21 protein-coding genes are annotated in these 18150 nt (G+C 28.0%); 5 read left to right on the forward strand and 16 right to left on the reverse strand.

Annotated features, from left to right (window positions below):
• Positions 1 to 2: 2 nt before the first annotated feature.
• The 9 genes from NQ543_RS07160 to NQ543_RS07200 form a co-directional block, all read right to left on the reverse strand.
• Positions 3 to 710: a response regulator transcription factor gene (locus NQ543_RS07160; RefSeq protein WP_004609304.1), complete on the reverse strand. Its 708-nt coding sequence runs from the start codon at positions 708 to 710 to the stop codon at positions 3 to 5.
• Positions 711 to 846: 136 nt separating this feature from the next.
• Positions 847 to 1230 (reverse strand): hypothetical protein, encoded by a 384-nt coding sequence (locus NQ543_RS07165; RefSeq protein ID WP_004609305.1) that lies wholly within the window; start codon positions 1228 to 1230, stop codon positions 847 to 849.
• Positions 1231 to 1344: 114 nt separating this feature from the next.
• Positions 1345 to 2031, reverse strand: coding sequence for a fructose-6-phosphate aldolase (locus NQ543_RS07170; protein ID WP_004609306.1), 687 nt, complete (start codon positions 2029 to 2031; stop codon positions 1345 to 1347).
• Between the two features lie 14 nt (positions 2032 to 2045).
• Entirely contained in the window at positions 2046 to 2987 is a 942-nt protein-coding gene (locus tag NQ543_RS07175) for a glycyl-radical enzyme activating protein (protein WP_004609307.1), read from the reverse strand.
• The gene (locus NQ543_RS07180; protein WP_004609308.1) at positions 2950 to 5304 is read right to left on the reverse strand and encodes a glycyl radical protein; all 2355 of its coding nucleotides are present in this window, start codon (positions 5302 to 5304) and stop codon (positions 2950 to 2952) included. The genes NQ543_RS07175 and NQ543_RS07180 overlap by 38 nt, the downstream gene beginning before the upstream one ends.
• 105 nt (positions 5305 to 5409) lie before the next feature.
• Positions 5410 to 6171: a DeoR/GlpR family DNA-binding transcription regulator gene (locus tag NQ543_RS07185; RefSeq protein ID WP_004609309.1), complete on the reverse strand. Its 762-nt coding sequence runs from the start codon at positions 6169 to 6171 to the stop codon at positions 5410 to 5412.
• A gap of 16 nt (positions 6172 to 6187) precedes the next feature.
• Positions 6188 to 6769 (reverse strand): nitroreductase, encoded by a 582-nt coding sequence (locus NQ543_RS07190; RefSeq protein WP_004609310.1) that lies wholly within the window; start codon positions 6767 to 6769, stop codon positions 6188 to 6190.
• A gap of 17 nt (positions 6770 to 6786) precedes the next feature.
• Positions 6787 to 7176, reverse strand: coding sequence for a YybH family protein (locus NQ543_RS07195; protein ID WP_039903859.1), 390 nt, complete (start codon positions 7174 to 7176; stop codon positions 6787 to 6789).
• 13 nt (positions 7177 to 7189) lie between these two features.
• On the reverse strand, positions 7190 to 7525 hold the full coding sequence (locus tag NQ543_RS07200; RefSeq protein WP_004609312.1) for a DUF3784 domain-containing protein: 336 nt from the start codon (positions 7523 to 7525) through the stop codon (positions 7190 to 7192).
• Positions 7526 to 8119: 594 nt separating this feature from the next.
• Between NQ543_RS07200 and NQ543_RS07205 the strand changes: the two genes are divergently transcribed.
• Positions 8120 to 8713, forward strand: a complete 594-nt coding sequence (locus tag NQ543_RS07205; protein WP_004609313.1) for a type IV toxin-antitoxin system AbiEi family antitoxin domain-containing protein — start codon at positions 8120 to 8122, stop codon at positions 8711 to 8713.
• Between the two features lie 41 nt (positions 8714 to 8754).
• Positions 8755 to 9567, forward strand: coding sequence for a nucleotidyl transferase AbiEii/AbiGii toxin family protein (locus NQ543_RS07210; RefSeq protein ID WP_222848074.1), 813 nt, complete (start codon positions 8755 to 8757; stop codon positions 9565 to 9567).
• Between the two features lie 486 nt (positions 9568 to 10053).
• On the opposite strand, the gene NQ543_RS07215 is transcribed toward NQ543_RS07210, so the two are convergent.
• Both NQ543_RS07215 and NQ543_RS07220 read right to left on the reverse strand, forming a co-directional pair.
• Positions 10054 to 10926, reverse strand: a complete 873-nt coding sequence (locus NQ543_RS07215; protein ID WP_004609315.1) for a CPBP family intramembrane glutamic endopeptidase — start codon at positions 10924 to 10926, stop codon at positions 10054 to 10056.
• Between the two features lie 109 nt (positions 10927 to 11035).
• Positions 11036 to 11545, reverse strand: coding sequence for a pyridoxamine 5'-phosphate oxidase family protein (locus NQ543_RS07220; protein ID WP_004609316.1), 510 nt, complete (start codon positions 11543 to 11545; stop codon positions 11036 to 11038).
• Between the two features lie 823 nt (positions 11546 to 12368).
• Between NQ543_RS07220 and istA the strand changes: the two genes are divergently transcribed.
• Both istA and NQ543_RS07230 read left to right on the forward strand, forming a co-directional pair.
• Positions 12369 to 13670: an IS21 family transposase gene (gene istA / locus NQ543_RS07225; RefSeq protein ID WP_187362844.1), complete on the forward strand. Its 1302-nt coding sequence runs from the start codon at positions 12369 to 12371 to the stop codon at positions 13668 to 13670.
• An 80-nt stretch (positions 13671 to 13750) separates the two neighbouring features.
• Entirely contained in the window at positions 13751 to 14245 is a 495-nt protein-coding gene (locus NQ543_RS07230) for a DUF6618 family protein (protein WP_004609320.1), read from the forward strand.
• A gap of 10 nt (positions 14246 to 14255) precedes the next feature.
• On the opposite strand, the gene NQ543_RS07235 is transcribed toward NQ543_RS07230, so the two are convergent.
• Entirely contained in the window at positions 14256 to 15182 is a 927-nt protein-coding gene (locus NQ543_RS07235) for an IS3 family transposase (protein WP_004609321.1), read from the reverse strand.
• Positions 15152 to 15583, reverse strand: a complete 432-nt coding sequence (locus NQ543_RS07240; RefSeq protein ID WP_039903817.1) for an HTH domain-containing protein — start codon at positions 15581 to 15583, stop codon at positions 15152 to 15154. Before NQ543_RS07240 ends, NQ543_RS07235 begins: the two co-directional genes overlap by 31 nt.
• 409 nt (positions 15584 to 15992) lie before the next feature.
• On the opposite strand from NQ543_RS07240, the gene NQ543_RS07245 reads away from it, so the two are divergent.
• Positions 15993 to 16724 carry an ATP-binding protein gene (locus NQ543_RS07245; RefSeq protein ID WP_004609324.1) on the forward strand — a complete coding sequence of 244 codons (732 nt, stop codon included), beginning with the start codon at positions 15993 to 15995 and terminating at the stop codon, positions 16722 to 16724.
• 127 nt (positions 16725 to 16851) lie between these two features.
• On the opposite strand, the gene NQ543_RS07250 is transcribed toward NQ543_RS07245, so the two are convergent.
• The 3 genes from NQ543_RS07250 to NQ543_RS07260 all read right to left on the reverse strand — a co-directional run bounded on the left by NQ543_RS07250 (position 16852) and on the right by NQ543_RS07260 (position 17872).
• Positions 16852 to 17058 carry a hypothetical protein gene (locus tag NQ543_RS07250; protein WP_004609325.1) on the reverse strand — a complete coding sequence of 69 codons (207 nt, stop codon included), beginning with the start codon at positions 17056 to 17058 and terminating at the stop codon, positions 16852 to 16854.
• A gap of 225 nt (positions 17059 to 17283) precedes the next feature.
• A complete protein-coding gene (locus NQ543_RS07255; protein ID WP_004609326.1) occupies positions 17284 to 17589 on the reverse strand; it encodes a type II toxin-antitoxin system RelE/ParE family toxin in 306 nt (101 codons plus the stop codon).
• A complete protein-coding gene (locus NQ543_RS07260; protein ID WP_004609327.1) occupies positions 17582 to 17872 on the reverse strand; it encodes a hypothetical protein in 291 nt (96 codons plus the stop codon). The genes NQ543_RS07255 and NQ543_RS07260 overlap by 8 nt, the downstream gene beginning before the upstream one ends.
• Positions 17873 to 18150: the final 278 nt, after the last annotated feature.

Genomic DNA, 18150 nt, shown 5'->3' on the forward strand with positions numbered 1-18150 from the left:
TTCTACACCTTTTCAATCTTATAACCAATTCCCCAAACAACCTTTAAATATTCCGGCTTTTTAGGATTAATTTCAATTTTTTCTCTAAGTTTTCTAATATGCACCATAATTGTCTCGGTATTAATTGCTTCTTCTTTCCAAACAGCTTGGTATATTTCTTCAGCTGAATATACTCTTCCTGGATAACTCATTAATAATTCTAAAATTTGAAACTCTTTTGCTGTTAAACGTACAGTTTTATTATTGGCGCTTACTTCTTTTGTATATTTATCTAGTTCTAAGCCACCCACAACTAATTTATGCTGAGCATTATCATTTGTTGTCATATTTTTTAATTTAATGATTTGTTCGTAGCGTCGAATATTAGTATTAACTCGGGCAACTAATTCCATTGGTTCAAATGGTTTAGTAACATAATCATCACCACCAATATTTAACCCTGTTATTTTATCAATATCTTCTGATTTTGCACTTAAAAATATAATTGGAAAATCATATTTCTGTCTTAGTTTCATTGTCATCGTAATTCCATCCATAACTGGCATCATAATATCTACTATGGCTAAATGAATTTCATGTTTTGATACTACTTCCAAGCCCTCTTGTCCATTCGTAGCAGTATATACTTTATATCCCTGATTTTTTAAAAAGACACTTACAGTATCTCTAATTCCCATCTCATCTTCAACAATCAATATTGTATGTTCCATTTTTATCCCCCTTTTATATTCATTATAATATCAAAAAATAAAAGAACTATATTTAAAATTCTTAAAAAAATCTTAATTCTATTTTTATCAAAAAAGCTTTATTAATAAACATTAGTCTATAACAAAGCTCTTTTAATTATTTTTCAATCATTTCAACTGCTTTTTTTGTCGCATGACAAACCGTTAAAGCTGAAAAAAACGTATATGCATATATATAATCTTTAAAAACAAATACTCTAACCATCCCAATAAAGGCAATCAATAAAAAGATAATTAAATACATATATGGTAAATACATCATGATTGATAACGATTTATTTACCAAGTCACTTAATACATTCTTTCTATCTAATATTTTATAAACTCCCCACATTCCATAACTAACTAATGCCCAAATTATCGAACCAATCAAAATACTAAAAAGCACATCTATAGATTTTGAATATGGCAAACACCAGATAAAGCCAATAACCATGACTAATAAATAAATTGTATCTAAAATCAATGCTTCTTTACTCATATTATCCCCCTCCAATCTTCCAACTCATATTTTACACCATAATCTTGTATATTTAAAGCTAAAAGTAAGTATCACATTATTTCCTATATATAAAAAACGCACATAAGTGCGTTTTTAATCTTTTAAATCACAGATTCCTATATTATCACCATACATTGAATACCAGTCTTGATTAAAATCATTTACTGCTTTTTCAATATTTGGATTTGCAAATATCTGTTTCAACACTTCTACTGGTACTGTTACTGCCTGGGCTCCATTATTTAAGGCATCTTTTACTTGTTGTACCCCTTTAAATGATGCTGCTACTATTTTACTTTCATATCCATCCATAATGATTCGATTTGATAATTCATTGATTAATTCAAAGGGATCTGCTCCTAAGTTTCCAATTCGATTTACATATGGGGCAATATAGTCTGCTTTGGCTTCTAAAGCCATATATGCCTGCATTAAATCATATACTGCTGTTGCTGTAACATTGATTCCTTCTTCTTTTAAAAGCTTGATGGCTTTGATTCCTTCATATGATACCGGTACTTTGATATATACTTTGTCATCTATTTCTTTTAAGATACGATGAGCTTCTTTAATAATTGTATCACAGTCTTTTGAAATTACTTGAATGTGCAAGCTTCTTTCTTGACCGATGATTTTTCTGATTTCTTTCATATGTTTAAAGAAATTTTGAGGATTTGTTTTTTTAACGATTGAAGGATTGCTTGTTACTCCAACAATTGGTAAGTATTCAACTGCTTCTTTGATTTCTTCTAAATTTACTGTATCGATTATAAATTCCATTGTATTTTCTCCTTTTATTCTATAATTAAATTTTTTAAACCTGCTTGTTTTACAATTTGATAAAAACGTTGCATTTGTTTTTGATCAAACATTTTATACTGTTTATCTATTCCATATTCTAAACCAACTAATTCATATTTTGATGATGCTAAGGGATTATAATTTAATAATTCATATTTTACTTCAGGGTAAAGATTAACTAGAAAATTAGTAATTTTAGTAATATTTTCATCTGTTGCCGTTATTGTAGGAATTAATGGGGTTCTAATAATAACTTTATCTCTATGTTCACTTTCTAAAATATATTGGATATTTTCTTTAATTATCTTAGAAGAAACATTAGTATATTTTTCATGTTCTTTTTCATCAAAAATTTTTAAATCAATATATATTAAATCTAAATACAGTAAAACTTTTTTAATTAAGTCTAGTGAAGCATACATTGTTGTTTCAATAGCTGTATGTAAGCCTTCTTCCTTACACCTTTTTAGTATTTCAACTAAAAATTGTCCTTGCATTAACGGCTCACCACCAGAAAAAGTTACACCCCCATCATCTCTAAAAAACACTTCATCTTCTTTTATTTTTTCAAGCAAAGTTTCAATATCGTATACTTCACTATCATAACGAATCGCTCCACTTGGACAAGCCATTACTAGATTATCAAAATCTCCTTGAAATTCATGATTAAAATATGGTCGATTATTTTTGTATGTCATTTGTTTTTCACTTGCAAACTGTTTACATCGTTGACAATGAATACAACTATTTTTGAAATAAAGTAATCTTCTTTTTGTAAATAATCCTTCTGGATTTTGACACCATTTACAACGCAATGGACATCCTTTAAAAAAGACTGTCGTTCTAAGTCCAAAACCATCATGAACTGCAAATCTTTTAATATCAAATACTAGCGCTTTAGATATTTCCATAAGTTGTTCTTTCAATAATTTCATCTTGTAATTTACCAGCTAATTCAACAAAGTAGGCAGTATAGCCAGCAACTCTGATGGTTAATGATTTATGTTTTTCAGGATGGATTTTGGCATCAAGTAAATCTTCACGTCTGACGACATTGAATTGAATATGTGGTACTTCTAAATCAACAAAAGCTCTTAAGAAATTTTCAAATTTATTCATTCCTGTTTCCGTTTCAAAAAACTCTGGTAAAAATTTCATATTCAATAAACCACCATTTGTTGTAAAAGAATTATCCATTCGTGACACTGATTTTAAAACAGCCGTTGGTCCATTCATATCACGACCATATACTGGTGACATACCACCATCTGCAAGTGGAGTCAAAGCATTTCTACCATCTGGAGAAGCTCCTACATTTTCTCCCATAGGAACATGGGCACTTACAGTATACATACCTGTATGATATGGGCCCCCTCGATAATTTGTATAATCTTTCATTCGTTCTCTAAAATAACCAGCCCATTTTGCCCCTAATTCATCTACCCACTTAATATCATTACCATATTTTGGTACTTTATTTAATAACATTGTTTGAATGATTTCATGACCTTTAAAATCATTTTGTAATGAAACTAGTAACTCATGTTTACTAATCATTTTTTCATCATATACTAATTTTTTGATTGCTGCTAAAGAATCCGCTAAATTAGCAACTTGAATCATTTGAATTCCTGATAAATTATACTTTGCACCACCTTTAGTTACATCTAATCCCTTTTCTAAACAATCATCAATAACAGTAGATAAAAATGCTGTTGGCAAACAATCTTGATGAGCTTTTTCAACAATTTTTTCCGCTTCCATCATTTGATCAATAAAATAATCAATTTGTTTTTTAAAAGCCTCTTCTAAATCATTAAAAGTATCATAGGTTTCCAGACTTCCTAAATTCAATCCAATTTGTTTACTTGTTAATAAACACTTCCCATTATTTAAAGTCAATTCTAAAGCTTTATTTAGGTTAAACATAGCCGCATCTGACCATCCTAAATTATTACCATGAGTGGTTAATTCAACACATCCAACAATCGCATAATTTCTAGCATCTTCTTTTTCAATATTTAAGTCGTTAATCATTGTTTTGATAATTGCTTCATCATTAAAGAATTGTGGCATTCCACTTCCTTTTGCCACAACTTTAATTGCTGCTTGCATTAATTCATGAGATGAGTTTTTATTTAATCTAACTGATAAATTAGGCTGCGGTAACCCTAAATGTTCTTGAGCTTTTAAAATTAATAGTGATAAATCATTATAAGTATCATTGCCATCTTTATCTTCTCCACCAATTGCAATATTGAAGCCAATTGGAAAACCAGCAAAATATTTAGCACTGTGTTGGTTTCTTAAATAAACAATTTGATTGAATTTTAGCCATAAACATTCAAGAATCTCTAAAGCCTCTTGTTTATTAAGTTTACCTGCTTCAATATCTTTTTGATAATAAGGATACGTATATTGATCCATTCTACCTGGTGAAAATGAAGAGGCATTAGATTCCATATGTAGAATTACAAACAAAAACCATAATGACTGAATTGCTTCATGAAATGTCTCAGGTGGTCTTTTAGCAAGATTTAAACAAATATTTGCTACATTTTCTAACGATTTTTTATATTCATCTTCAACTTCATCTAACATCTTCATAATATAATCATGATATCTTATCATAAAATGACAAGCACCTTGTAAAACCAAAATCGTACATTCATAAAACTCTTTTTGATTTTTATTGCAAGTTTTTAATTTTTCCTTAGCTTTTTCCATCAATCCTTGCGGTCCTAATTTTAACCATAATGCAGAATCTGGACAAATATGACCTTGTGCATGATCTTTTTGATTAATTTTTACAACTTTAGCCATTGCCTCAATTTCTTTACCGTAATTATTTTTAATTACATCTTCCATTGATTTTGCATTCCAATATGGATAAATATTTTCTTTAAATTCTTTAATATCCTCTTCTCTAACTAAAAACTTATCTTGATCTCTAGTTGGTAATGTTTCAAATTCTTTATTTATCCATGAACAGCCACTTTCAGGAAAAATAACACCATAACGTACACCTTTAGTTCGATTTCCAACTATCAATTCCTCTTTTTCAACACTTATTTCTAAGTTTTCTAATGCAGCTTTTAGTGATAGTGCCCTTTTTTTAGGAATTGATAAATTCTCATTTTCTTGGTAGATACGAGTAATGATTCTAGCTTGTTCGATAGAAGCATATCGTGGTTCATTTAACATTTTTTCTTTTAATATAGAAATTCTTTGGGTTTGCGCTAAATTATCCATTTTTATTCTCCTTTTATTGTTTTGTCTTGTTTATACTTTAATTATACATTATTTATAATTAATTTCAATAAAATACAATAATAAATAATAAAAAAAGAAATCATTTTAAATGATTTCTAATCCATATCTTACAATCCTTTCTTTCAGGTTATCTTGAATTTCATCTTCAAAGATAAACCCTGTAAAATCTGCAATATGTCCAAATACATAATTTCCATCTTGCCTTAATTTTACCTTTTCAGCAACAATATAACTTTTTTTACTAGAATTAATAACTTCTTTTTTTGTTAAACCATCATCAACATCATAAGTAGTAACCTTCCCATCATAAACATCTATTCCTACTACTCCTAAAAACGATATATCAAATTTATAATGTTTAATTTGTTCAATCGTTATCGAACCTAAAAAACCATCCCTAGCTCGATTAAAACTACCTCCTAAAAAAACAAGCCGTGTAGAGGATTCATTAGTAAATAGTTTCATAATATCAATCATATTAGTTATTAAAGTAATATTTAAGTTTTTTTGATAAATTAATTTAGCGATTTCTAAATTAATTGTTGAAATTCCTAAAAATACCATTGTTCCTGGTTCAATTAGTTCAACCGCTTTTTTAGCAATGATTCTTTTTTCTGGAGAGTGTATTTTTAAACGTTCGTTTACATTAATTGTATGTAAATTTTCACGTACTTGAATTGCTCCACCATGAATTCTTTTTAATAGCCCAGCTTTTTCTAATGTGGTTAAATCTTTTCGAATACAATCTTCAGTAACATTAAAAGCCTGACTTAATTCCTTAACAATTACTTGCCCTTCTAAGTTGAGTTTTGCAAGTATTTGATTGTGGCGTTCTTGTTGTAGCATAATTTCCACCCTTTCTTTATTTTATAAATGTTACAACATTACCAGTTCTTTTAGTTATTGTTCGATTTAATTTTTCAACATAGCCAACACTTAATGAACCACAAACTATTTCATCATCTAATAACCCTAATGTTTTTAAGTACTCATTAATTCTGGGATTTTCATCTAACCAGCGTAATTGATTGATCCAGCAGCTTCCAAGTTCTAATTCATTTGCCTCTAACATCATATTTTCAAGTGCACAAGAACAATCAGCCATAGCATTTCCATAACCTTTTTTATTAGCCACGATAATAAATAACGGTGCATTATAATGAAATACATAATTGCCTTTTTTAGCATTATTAATCGAATTTATTATTGATTGATACATTCCATCAACAATTTCCATTTTACTAAATTCTTCTTGCACAAGATTTTTTAATTTCATTAAAACTTCTTTATTAGTAATAACAATAAAATGACATGTTTGATTATTATTACCACTTGGTGCATATCTTCCCGCTTCAATAATCTTTTCAATTTTTTTATCTTCAACAATTTGATCACTAAATTTACGATGACTTCTTCTTGTTTTAATACATTCCAATATTTCCATAACTATCTCCTTTTTAATTACATATCTAATAATGAAGTACCATACGAATTATCGATTGCACATAACCATTTACCATTTATTTTACGATAAACATACGTTGCTTTTCTTTCCATTGCATACTCAGATGTTTCTTTATTACTTGCATCCAACAACGTTTTTGATAACACCAAAATAGTATCTGACGTTTCAAGCATTATCATCTTTCCTTGAGTAGGCACAACACTATTTTTAAAATATGCTGCAATCTTTATAAATGCCTCTTTGATTGCCTTTTTACCTTGTACTTCTAATCCCGGTTTAACAACTAAAATAGCATCATCCATATAAAATTCCATTAAATCATCAAAACGTTCTTCTTTAATCGCTAAATCTGCTTGATTAATTAAATCTAAAACTGTTTCATTCATATTAAACTCTCCTTTATTTAATTTTATATTTTCCAAAAGCTTTTTCTTCATCAAGATGTACATCTTTAAAAAAGATAATTAACCATACAATAAATGCAATGATAGCAAAAAACTGCGAAATAAAATTAGCCAATATTGCCCCAACAGCAAAAATCAATCCCCAAATTAAAAAAGCATTTCTTTGATCTTTACTCATCTTTTTTTGATCATACATTTCTCTTTGGTCTTTAGACATACTGTTAAATCCACTAATTAAAATCGCTGCTTTATCTTTTAATATTGTAAAAATTAATGCAAAGATTAAAAAAAGCAAACAACAACATATACATACAATAAAACCGATATTCATTTTCTGCCTCACTTATAAATTATACATAACCTAATTATATTAAATATAGTGTCTATTTTAAAGTATTTAAACCTGATAAAAATAACTCTTTTTTATCTATATTTATTGAATTTGTATCATATCACTTTTGTCTAAATTATTTAACAAGCCGCAAAATTTAGATAATTATCACCTACTATTAAGTCATTTTTAATTGCATTAGTAATATAATTTACAACTTATCTAAAACATAAAAACAAAAAATATAATGAAAATATTTTCCTTATTAATTTTCTCCTCCATCAACCAGAAGCAATTATAGCTAATTAACCATAAATAATTTTGATATAAAATCTTTATTATCGTCAATTATTGTTGATTTTAATAAAAAAGACATCATTAAGGTAATAAGATGTGCGGGAGGAAATTTATATGACTGAACTTAATTTTCAAGAAATCATGAATTTTTATCCAACTAATAATGAATGAATATTTAAATCATAAAAAAGAAAACAAAGGTTAGAAAGATAATCAAAATTACAAGTGAATTAATCAATTCATTGTTTTTCACACATTATTTTGTTATAATATGATGTGTGAAAGTTGGTGATATTTATGACGGGTTTTAATAAAATGGAAAATTTGATAAGTAAATCTACAAGTGGAATCATTAGTACACAAGAAATTTTTGCTGAAAACATTTCAAGAGAAATACTAAATAAATTTATAGAAAATGGTGAATTAACAAAATTTGGTCGTGGTCTATATACAATTAATAGTGCTTGGGAAGATGATTTTTTTTCACTACAACAAAAATATAGAAAAGGCATCTACTCCCATGATACTGCACTATATTTATTAGGATATTCTGATCGTACACCTAGTTTTTATACGATGACATTTCCTAAAGGCTATAATGCTCCTTCAATTAAACAAGAAAATATCAAAATGATCCGGGTCATTCCTGAAAACTATGACTTAGGTATTATCGAAATTCAATCGCCTAGCAACAACCCTATTTGCATTTATAATCTAGAAAGAACTCTATGCGATATTCTAAGAGGTAAAGGTAGCGATATCCAAATTATAAATGCTGCAATGAAAAAATATGCTAATTCTAAAAACAAAAATATCAACCTACTTATGCAATATGCAAAACAATTAAAGGTAAAAGACAAAGTAATGCGTTATATGGAGGTGTTACTATAATCACAAAAAATGCAATGCAATTTAAAGCTGTCATAAAGAAAATGGCAAAAGAAAAGAATATTTCTCCACAACTTGTAATGCAAAATTACATGTTAGAAAGATTATTAGAAAGAATTTCATTATCTAATTACCATAATAATTTCATTTTCAAAGGTGGTTTTCTTATTTCTTCAATTGTAGGATTAAGTTCAAGAGCAACAATGGATTTAGATACAACTATTAAAGGATTCACCTTAACTCATAATTCAATAACAGCTATATTCAAAGAAATATGTGACATTGAAATTGATGATGATATTACATTTGAATTTATCAATGTAACAGATATTAGAAAAACAGATGATTACCCTGGAATAAGAGTCTCATTAAAAGCCTATTATGCACCCATTAGTGTTTCATTAACAGTAGATGTAACAACTGGTGATATAATTACACCTAAAGAAATCAAATACCATCACAATTCTATGTTTGATGACAAAGTTATTTGTATATTAGCTTATAACTTAGAAACTATTCTTGCTGAAAAAATCGAAACTGTTCTTTCAAGAAGTATCGCCAATACTCGTCCTAGAGATTATTATGATATTTATATTTTGTACTCACTTCATAACGAAAATATAAATGAAGAAACATTAAAAGAAGCTTTAGAAAAAACCACAATCAAAAGAGGAAGTACATATATATTATCTGATTATGAAAATATTTTAGAGACTATAGAGAATGATAAAAGACTTCGAGATATATGGAACAAATACTCAACAGATTATAAGTACGCAAAAGATATTTCATTTAAAATGACTTGTGATGCAATATCTACACTATTAACAAAAATGTATAGTAAGGTTACTGTATAAAAAATTCAATTAAAATATAATGCTATATAGAAATAAAGTACTTAAAATAGAATTATTTTTCACGGCAATCAATTTGTCTTTCGAAATCTTCATGATGAGTTAGTTAAGTTAGTATCTTCATATGGAACAGACATTTATAGAGATAATAGTTTGAATGCTAAATGAAAAACAAAGATTCTTCGCAAATTATACTCTAAAATATTTCAATTATAAATTAAAAATGTATTAAAGGCTTATTTTATAAAAAGACTTGAAGTCTTGGTATCGCTGCTTTAAAATTTTCAATTAATCCAAATTTATCAAAAATATTAATTAATTTATAATTACAATAAAATTTTATATTACTTTCATAATTTTATCCATAGAGCCTCTTTTAAACTTGTAATATAATTTAACATTTATGATAAAAAAGCCTGATTATAAGTGATTATATGTAAATTTATATAATTACTTATCTTCAGGCTTTTTATTAAATAATATTATTTTTTATTTAAATTTAATCATTGAAACAATCATCAGTAACATAAAAATTAAAAATACGATACCCCATACATTCTTAAAAAAATCAGATATACGATAATTTAATTGTAAATTAGGACGTTTTTTAAATTCTTTAATTAATAAAATTAATCCAATTAATGCAACAACTAATATAAACGCAGACATTATATATTGCCAAACTTCATTATTATATTCACTTATTTGAGCAATAAAATTATTTAACATATGAATAATAATAGCTGGAATAAGCGAATCACTTTTAAAAGTTACCAAACATAATACTAGCGAAATAAAGAAAGCTCCTATTGCTTGAGGAATATTACCATGCCCTAATGCAAATAATAATGAAACAATTATCGCTCCATACCACCAGCCATAATTTTGCAACTTTTTAAAAATCAAACCGCGATATAATAACTCTTCCATTATTGGTCCAATTAAAACAACAAAAATAAAAATTACGAAATTATCAATTGTTGTGTATTTAGCAGTAAAGTCTGGTGTTTCAAAAATTACAACATTTTCTAATGCACTCATCATTAACGAAACCAGAATACTCATTAAAAAAGAAATTCCTAAACCTAATAAAATATATTTAATGAGATCTTTTTTTTCAAAACTTTCATTGATTCGCCAATTTATTTTAATATCCCACTTTTTTTGATATCTTTTAACAAAATATAAAGTTGTAGTTGCTATTGAAACAATACTACTTAAATAATCTACTAAAATTACATTTAAATTCAATGCTTTAAAAATTGCTTCTGCAACTACATATAACAATGATGTTACTACTAAGTAAAATAGTAACATCCGACAAATTTTACTTCCATTACTCTGTAATTCATTTTCTCCCATATAATACCTCCATCTTTATAACTATGTAATTATTATATCATATAATTATAAAGAAAATTTAAATTCTTTATTAAAGAAATAAAAAATATATTTATTGTACTAATAATGTTTATTCTAGTGTAATATGTCTTTTTTTATTTTCATTAGGATGGATATTTTTTCTTCTTTTTCCTGTCATATCTAGAACTTTTAATCTCAATACAGTTGTTGCTTTCATCATATTTGTATTGAATTTAAATTCTTCTGAATGGTAATGTCTCATAATAATTTTTAACGCTTCTAATTTATCCTCATCGTCTACAAATTCAATTTTACCATGACCAATTACACTTGCATATCCCATTGTACAAGACATTCTTTCTTCATAAAGAATAATATTATGTTCACAATCCATTTCAAAAGTGACATTATTATTTTGTAAAATTAGATCTAATTTTTTTCCCTTTTTAGCACAATGAAAATATAAATATAATTGTTCATCCCTGATATCTACACCAAAATTTAGTGGTACAATATAAGGAAATTCCTTATCAAATAAAGCTAAGCGACAAGTATCACATTTATTTATAATATTCATAATTTCATCAAAATCTGTTATTTCTCTATCTTTCCTTCTCATTTTTTACTCCTCTATAACCAAAATACATTATTTAAAAGTCCATATTTATTATAAATATTATATCATATATCTTTATAATTCACTTATATTAAAAACATTCCTTCTTAAAAAAACACAATTTCTGTCACATAGCATAAGGGAATAAACGATTCTTTCTTAATTCCTATTTATTAGGTTAACCTCATTTCCTTTTACATATTCATTTTTTGTAAGAATCAATATAATAAAAAAGATTACCATTAAAATTACTTTTACAAAAAATGACAACATTGTTATAAAAATTCAAATAAGATTATCCTAATTATTACAAATAAGTGGTTACACTTTGTATCAATTAGGATGATCTTTTTTAATATAATTTTCCTTAATAAATAAACAAATTAAATGAATACTGCAATATTCAAAATAAATATTTAAATCTGGTTCTAATGTTAAGTAAATATATAAAGAAAAAAATTTAAGAGAAGTTGTAAATGATGTTGGCATTAATGAAATCACTATCAGAAAAGGGATAATCAAGTATAATAATCTTGAGACACTTAAAAATTATGAGTCTAAGTTAACTATTTATATTAACGAATTTTTTGTAAAAAAAGAATCAGTTTATAAACTGATTCCATCTTACTTTGAATTTTGTGATTATTTGCAATGAACTGCACCATCAATAGCATAAAGTGCACCACCAATTTCAACAACTACACCACTGAGATGATATTATTGAATATACACAACTGCACCACCTTTTATATTATAGGTGGTCTTTTTTATATTATTATAATGTTAGAGACTTTGTCTCTAATATTATATGAAAGGAGCTTTTATTATGGCTGTAAAATTCAATTTGAGACTATGTTTACAATTGATTGATCGAGGCATATCCCTCAATACGATATCCAAACAATATCATATTAGTAAACATACCTCATCCAAAACAAAACATAGAATGGAGGTGCTTCAATTTGATGTCAGTACTATTGATCAGTACTCAGATGATGAGCTGGGTAAATTATTTTTCCCTGAAATGTACGAATCTGAAAACATTTATTTAGCAGTGGATTATGACTATGTTCATAAAGAATTGTCTAAGCCTGGTGTTAACTTAAAACTATTATGGAAAGAATATTGCTTGAGTGCTAAGGATGGTAAATATCCAGTAAGTTACTCAAAATATTGTAGAGGTTATGCTCAACATGTCGAAAGACACAACTATACCAACCACATTGAACACAAACCCGGGATTCGTACAGAAATTGATTGGTCCGGGCCTACAATGCATTACATGGTTCCTTCTACTGGTGAATTGGTTAAAGTTTATCTGTTTGTCGCAACTTTACCATTTTCTCAATATTCTTATGTGGAACCTACCAAGGATATGAAAATGAATACATGGATTAACTGTAATAAACATATGTTTGAATACTTCGGTGGTTCAACAGTTAGAATTGTATGTGACAATCTTAAAACAGGTGTTGTCAGTCATCCTAAAGAAGGAGAAATCATTCTCACAGATATGTATTCTGATTTTGGAAATCATTATATGACAGCTATTATGCCTGCACAAGTCAGAAAACCTAAGCAGAAAGCGAGTGTCGAAGGTACCGTTGGCAAAATAGCTACAACCATTATTGCATCATTAAGAAATGTAGAGTTTCATTCATTCGAAGAACTTTATCAAGCAGTAAGAGAAAAGCTTGATGAGTTTAATACTACTCCATTCCAGAAAAGAGATGGAAGCAGAAAAGAAATATTTGAAGCTGTTGAAAAGCAGGCACTTAAACCACTTCCTGAAATACCTTTTGAAGTATGTCATTGGTTTTATTCCAGAAAAGTACAAGTCAATTGCCATATCACCTATCAAAAAAACTGGTATTCAGTTCCTTATGAATATGTAGGCAAATCCGTTGATCTAAAAGTGTCAGAAACAACATTGACTATTTATTATCAAAACAAGCGAATCAACATCCACAAGCTGTTTCCTGCCTATATAAAGAATAAATATTCTACCTATGAACAGGATATGCCTGAATCAGTGAAAGTAAGTGAGTGGGATGATGTGCGTATAAAAAAATGGGCGAGCAAAATCGGACCCTTAAAGTGTACCCTATGTCAAGGACAATTAAATTAAAAGGTATATTTTTAATGTTGAAAATTTAATATGATTGTGTCAGGAGGAATGACACAGTTTTAACCCACTGGTCAAAATCAGTGGGTTTGTGTTTAGTTAAAGTTATGAAAATTGATAAAGCTATTAAATCTAAAGATTCTATTGAATTTATCGTTGAAGATAACGGATATAGAATACATGGTATTCTTAATAAGGGGCATTATTTTAACTGGATCGCTTTTCCTGAATTTAATGTCTGCTGTGAACTTGCATCATTCGATGATGTGTTTTGGAATGAAGAAGCTTTAAGTTTAATATTTAAATCACCTAATCAGATCACATCTGTTTTGAATGTTATTGAACATTTAAAATCAATGTTTAATGATGATTCAACATATTTTGATGGTCATCACTTTGTTTCAACTAGAGAATATATATTTTGGCTTGAAACTGAATGTGAAAGCCTTTCAAGACAGCTGCTGGAATTTGAATTACATCTGGAAAATAATGATGTCGACAAATGGCTTGAATATGCAAGATTGAATTATTATAAATACATGCGCGAACAGTACGGTAAAGATGCTTTTCTTGACTGAAAAGCATCTTTTATACATTTATAGGATATTTATCTGTTAGCCAATACTGATAATACTCGTTCGGCGATAACTTCGCCAGATCCCACTGATATCTTTCATTATTATAATAATCTATATAATCATCGATAATTTCAACTAATTTTTCAAATGTCCCGCAGTCTTTTAGGTTGATTTCGTCTTTCATATGACCAAAGAATGATTCCTGTGGTGCATTATCCCAGCAGTTCCCTCTTCTTGACATTGACTGTCTCAGTTTTTTATCTTTCAATAATTCTCGAAATGCAATGCTTGTATAATGGCAACCCTGATCGCTATTGATAATTGTTTTATTGGTTTTTAACGAACTTCCATGATTTTCCATAAGCAGATTAACTGTTTTTAAAACAAAATCAACCTCTAGTGATTTGCTCACTACATACGACAGTATCTCATTTGTAAAACAGTCCTTCATTACTGACATATATGCTTTTTTTCTTTCTTTTCCATAAAAAAGGTAAGTTATATCTGTCAATATAATTAGTCTTGGCTTCTGTATAAAATTACGATCAACCAAATTGGCAGCTATATTGCTGGTCTGCATAGATTTTGCCATTCTTCTGTATGGATTGGCTTTCCTTATACTGCATTTTAAATTGAATTTTTTCATTAGTCTTCGTATTTTCTTGATATTCATTCTCACACCGGTGTGAAGCAGTCTCATATGTATAGATCTTGCACCTTTATCAAATCCACGATATCTATATGCTTCTAAAATAAGTTCAAAATCATTTCGATCTTTTTCTTCTTTGGCTTCTCTTTTGTCTTTATTTTTTCTCCAGCTATAAAAACCGCTTCTTGATACATCTGCAACTTTACACAGCTTTGATATATTAAGCAGATTATTATCACGCGAAATCATTTCTTCTATTATTTTATATTTTTCTTTTGCTGTTTCCACAATGCTTTCTTTTCCACAGATCTTATTTTTTTTAAAAACTCAATTTCCTGTTTCTGATAGGCAACCTTATATTCAAGGTAAGCTATTCTTTCTTCATATGTTAAATTTTTTGTTTTAGGTCTTCCGTTGTTTTTTCTCCGTGTATCTTCAAAAGATTCAAGTCTATCCGCTTCCATTTTTATTCTTTGAACGATGTTGCTTAGACGACTGTTACCAAGAATTTTTGGATCAATACCAAAAGATTGAACTATAGCAGAGGGAAGTTCACCTTGGGAATATCTTTTCCAAAATTCTTCTTTAAATTTTATTGAATATTTTATGCTTTTATTTGTTATTTTTTCTATATAAGGATTATCTTTTAATAAAGCAACCTGCTCATCTGAAAAATAATTAACACCCATGAAATTATCATCTCCTTTATTAATCATTATAGGCAAAAGAAAAGACCCTGTAAAACAGAGTCACCAATAATTATACAGTTATATCCTTTTTATTTTGGTGTCCGTTTTACAGGGTACAGTTTACCTACACAAGAAAGGTTGTAGAGATTATATTTGAAAGATGTAAAGTTAAGGAACAGGGTTATAACCCTGCAATGAGTGTATTACATCTAAGTGATAAATATTCAAATGAAAGACTTGAATTATCCTGCCAGATAGCTTTAAGTAAATATCCATCACCTAGATATAAACATCTTAATGCCATTCTATCTAACAATCAAGATAAACTAGGAAAACAAGGAAATGCATCTGAAGAAAGAAAAACGACAGGACACCTGAGAGGTGCAGAGTTCTACGGAGGCAAATCAAAATGATAGATAATGAAACTGTAAGAAAAGCATCAGAAATTGGGATTATAGATGTTGTAGATGCCATTAAATTGATTGAAACAAATCCTGCTTATATTACTTTGACATTTGATGAAAAAATAAATATGGTCATCGACTTTGTTTATCAGCAAAGATATAACGAAACGGTAAGAAGATTAAAGAAATCGGCTAAATTACGCTATGTAGATGCAGATCTAAGAGATATTCACTATACTGACAATCGAAGCATTACACATCAGCTGATTAGCTCACTGGCTACATGTAATTATATTACATTAAAAACCAACATCATTATTCATGGACCATGTGGTACAGGGAAAACATGGCTCTCATGTGCATTAGCAAATGAAGCGGCAAAACAAAAATATAAAATATTTTACATTAGAATGCCTGAGCTATTAGAAAAGTATAATGAACTGAGGAATATGGGTAAAAGTCTATCACAAGTAGTTAAGAAATACGCAAAATACGATCTGCTTGTATTAGATGAATGGTTAATGTATGAAATGACTGATAAAGAAAAACAGTTTATATCTGAGCTTATGGAGATAAGACATGATAAATGTTCAACAATTTTCTGCAGTCAGTATCCATCAGGAGACTGGTATGATAAATTGCATAAATCGACATTAACAGAGGCATTGCTTGATAGAATCATTCATAATAGAATAGATGTGTATATGGGTAATGAAAACTTTAGAATCAAAAAATAATTTTTTAAAAAGGTCAATCATGTTTGGACATGATTGACTATAATTGTGTATAAATATAAGTAGTGCACTTTATGCGATTGAGGTGGTGCAGATGTCTGCGACTACCAGTGCTTTTACATGCGAATAATCATTTTGTATTTGATTTTAAAAATCTATAATCTGAAATAATAATCATTTCATCACCAATCATATATCCAAAATGTCGAATATTTTTATCATTTACCTTTTTAATAACATTATTCATCATTTGAACAACTTCACTAACAGAATATCCTTGACTACCATTCATCTTATCTTCTTCCACTGACAGAAGTTCTTCTCGAAGTTTCAACATTTTTCTCTGCGATAAAATGTTTCAATATCCATATCTATTAGATTTCCATTTCCTTTTTCTGTAAAGAAAACAAGTTCTTTTATTTTTTATACATTTTTAAAATTTCATTATAATTTTGACGAATTGTTGCAGATGCTCTAGTACGTTCCTATATCAATATTATGCATAGAATCAATATAAACATCAATTTTACATTCTAGATTTATCATATAAAAATATATTTTTTTAAAATAACTGTTTAACATAATCCTGCAGATGATGCAGTACTCGTACAATCAAAATAACATCTTTAGTAATTTGATAAAATAAAATATAGTTTTCATATCTTAAAAAACGAAAACCACTGTCAATATTGTTTTCTAAATACCACACTGGTCCAAGTTGAGGATATTCCTTAAGTTCATTAATTTTATTGAGAATTCCTTTTACTGTTCTTTTGGCTGCAACTAGATTATTTAAATCATCGTGGATATAATCAAAAATATTATCTAAATCTTTTCTTGATTTTGGTGAATAGAGAATTTTAGTCATTGTTAAATCTCTTTTCAAAATGTTTTAGCATTTCATCTTCATCGATCCAGCCCTCTTCATTGGCAGAAACGACACTTTCATTTAACATACTCATAAGCTCAACTTCAGCAACAAGTTTATCATACTTCTTCGCTTTTTCATACATTTCTTCCTGTTCATTAATATCCATAATCGTATAACAACCATGACCATTTTTTGTCAGATAGACAGGTGAACCAACAGATACTTTTTCTAGCACTTGATTATAATTTCTTAAATCTGAAATAGGTTTAATAATTGGCATAACAACCACTCCTTACACCATTATTATATACAAATATTAAGAATTATTCAACGTAATATTTTTAGAAAAATTATACTAACAATTGTTATTTAATCCTCTTTTTGTATTCTTCGATAGCTTTATCCAATTTCTCTTTGCTGTTCACTTGCTACTTCTAAAATATATGATTTGATTCTTGTTTTAGATAAATATTTTCTAGTACTAGCATCCAAATAATAAAATATAAATAGAAAAATTAAACAAGCAATTCAACTTTAAATGTATAAAGAAAAAATGAA

This window comes from Thomasclavelia spiroformis DSM 1552 (assembly GCF_025149465.1).
Lineage (GTDB): Bacteria > Bacillota_I > Bacilli_A > Erysipelotrichales > Coprobacillaceae > Thomasclavelia > Thomasclavelia spiroformis.

Bases quoted from the DNA above. Each gene is read 5' to 3' on its own strand.
- NQ543_RS07245 (WP_004609324.1), top strand. From the start codon at position 15,993: ATGATAGATAATGAAACTGTAAGAAAAGCATCAGAAATTGGGATTATA.
- NQ543_RS07205 (WP_004609313.1), top strand. From the start codon at position 8,120: ATGACGGGTTTTAATAAAATGGAAAATTTGATAAGTAAATCTACAAGT.
- NQ543_RS07165 (WP_004609305.1), bottom strand. From the start codon at position 1,230: ATGAGTAAAGAAGCATTGATTTTAGATACAATTTATTTATTAGTCATG.
- NQ543_RS07195 (WP_039903859.1), bottom strand. From the start codon at position 7,176: ATGAATGAAACAGTTTTAGATTTAATTAATCAAGCAGATTTAGCGATT.
- NQ543_RS07185 (WP_004609309.1), bottom strand. From the start codon at position 6,171: ATGCTACAACAAGAACGCCACAATCAAATACTTGCAAAACTCAACTTA.
- NQ543_RS07220 (WP_004609316.1), bottom strand. From the start codon at position 11,545: ATGAGAAGGAAAGATAGAGAAATAACAGATTTTGATGAAATTATGAAT.
- NQ543_RS07210 (WP_222848074.1), top strand. From the start codon at position 8,755: ATGGCAAAAGAAAAGAATATTTCTCCACAACTTGTAATGCAAAATTAC.
- NQ543_RS07160 (WP_004609304.1), bottom strand. From the start codon at position 710: ATGGAACATACAATATTGATTGTTGAAGATGAGATGGGAATTAGAGAT.
- NQ543_RS07170 (WP_004609306.1), bottom strand. From the start codon at position 2,031: ATGGAATTTATAATCGATACAGTAAATTTAGAAGAAATCAAAGAAGCA.
- NQ543_RS07175 (WP_004609307.1), bottom strand. From the start codon at position 2,987: ATGAAATTATTGAAAGAACAACTTATGGAAATATCTAAAGCGCTAGTA.
- NQ543_RS07260 (WP_004609327.1), bottom strand. From the start codon at position 17,872: ATGCCAATTATTAAACCTATTTCAGATTTAAGAAATTATAATCAAGTG.
- istA (WP_187362844.1), top strand. From the start codon at position 12,369: ATGGCTGTAAAATTCAATTTGAGACTATGTTTACAATTGATTGATCGA.
- NQ543_RS07255 (WP_004609326.1), bottom strand. From the start codon at position 17,589: ATGACTAAAATTCTCTATTCACCAAAATCAAGAAAAGATTTAGATAAT.
- NQ543_RS07215 (WP_004609315.1), bottom strand. From the start codon at position 10,926: ATGGGAGAAAATGAATTACAGAGTAATGGAAGTAAAATTTGTCGGATG.
- NQ543_RS07190 (WP_004609310.1), bottom strand. From the start codon at position 6,769: ATGGAAATATTGGAATGTATTAAAACAAGAAGAAGTCATCGTAAATTT.
- NQ543_RS07240 (WP_039903817.1), bottom strand. From the start codon at position 15,583: ATGGGTGTTAATTATTTTTCAGATGAGCAGGTTGCTTTATTAAAAGAT.
- NQ543_RS07180 (WP_004609308.1), bottom strand. From the start codon at position 5,304: ATGGATAATTTAGCGCAAACCCAAAGAATTTCTATATTAAAAGAAAAA.
- NQ543_RS07200 (WP_004609312.1), bottom strand. From the start codon at position 7,525: ATGAATATCGGTTTTATTGTATGTATATGTTGTTGTTTGCTTTTTTTA.
- NQ543_RS07250 (WP_004609325.1), bottom strand. From the start codon at position 17,058: ATGTTGAAACTTCGAGAAGAACTTCTGTCAGTGGAAGAAGATAAGATG.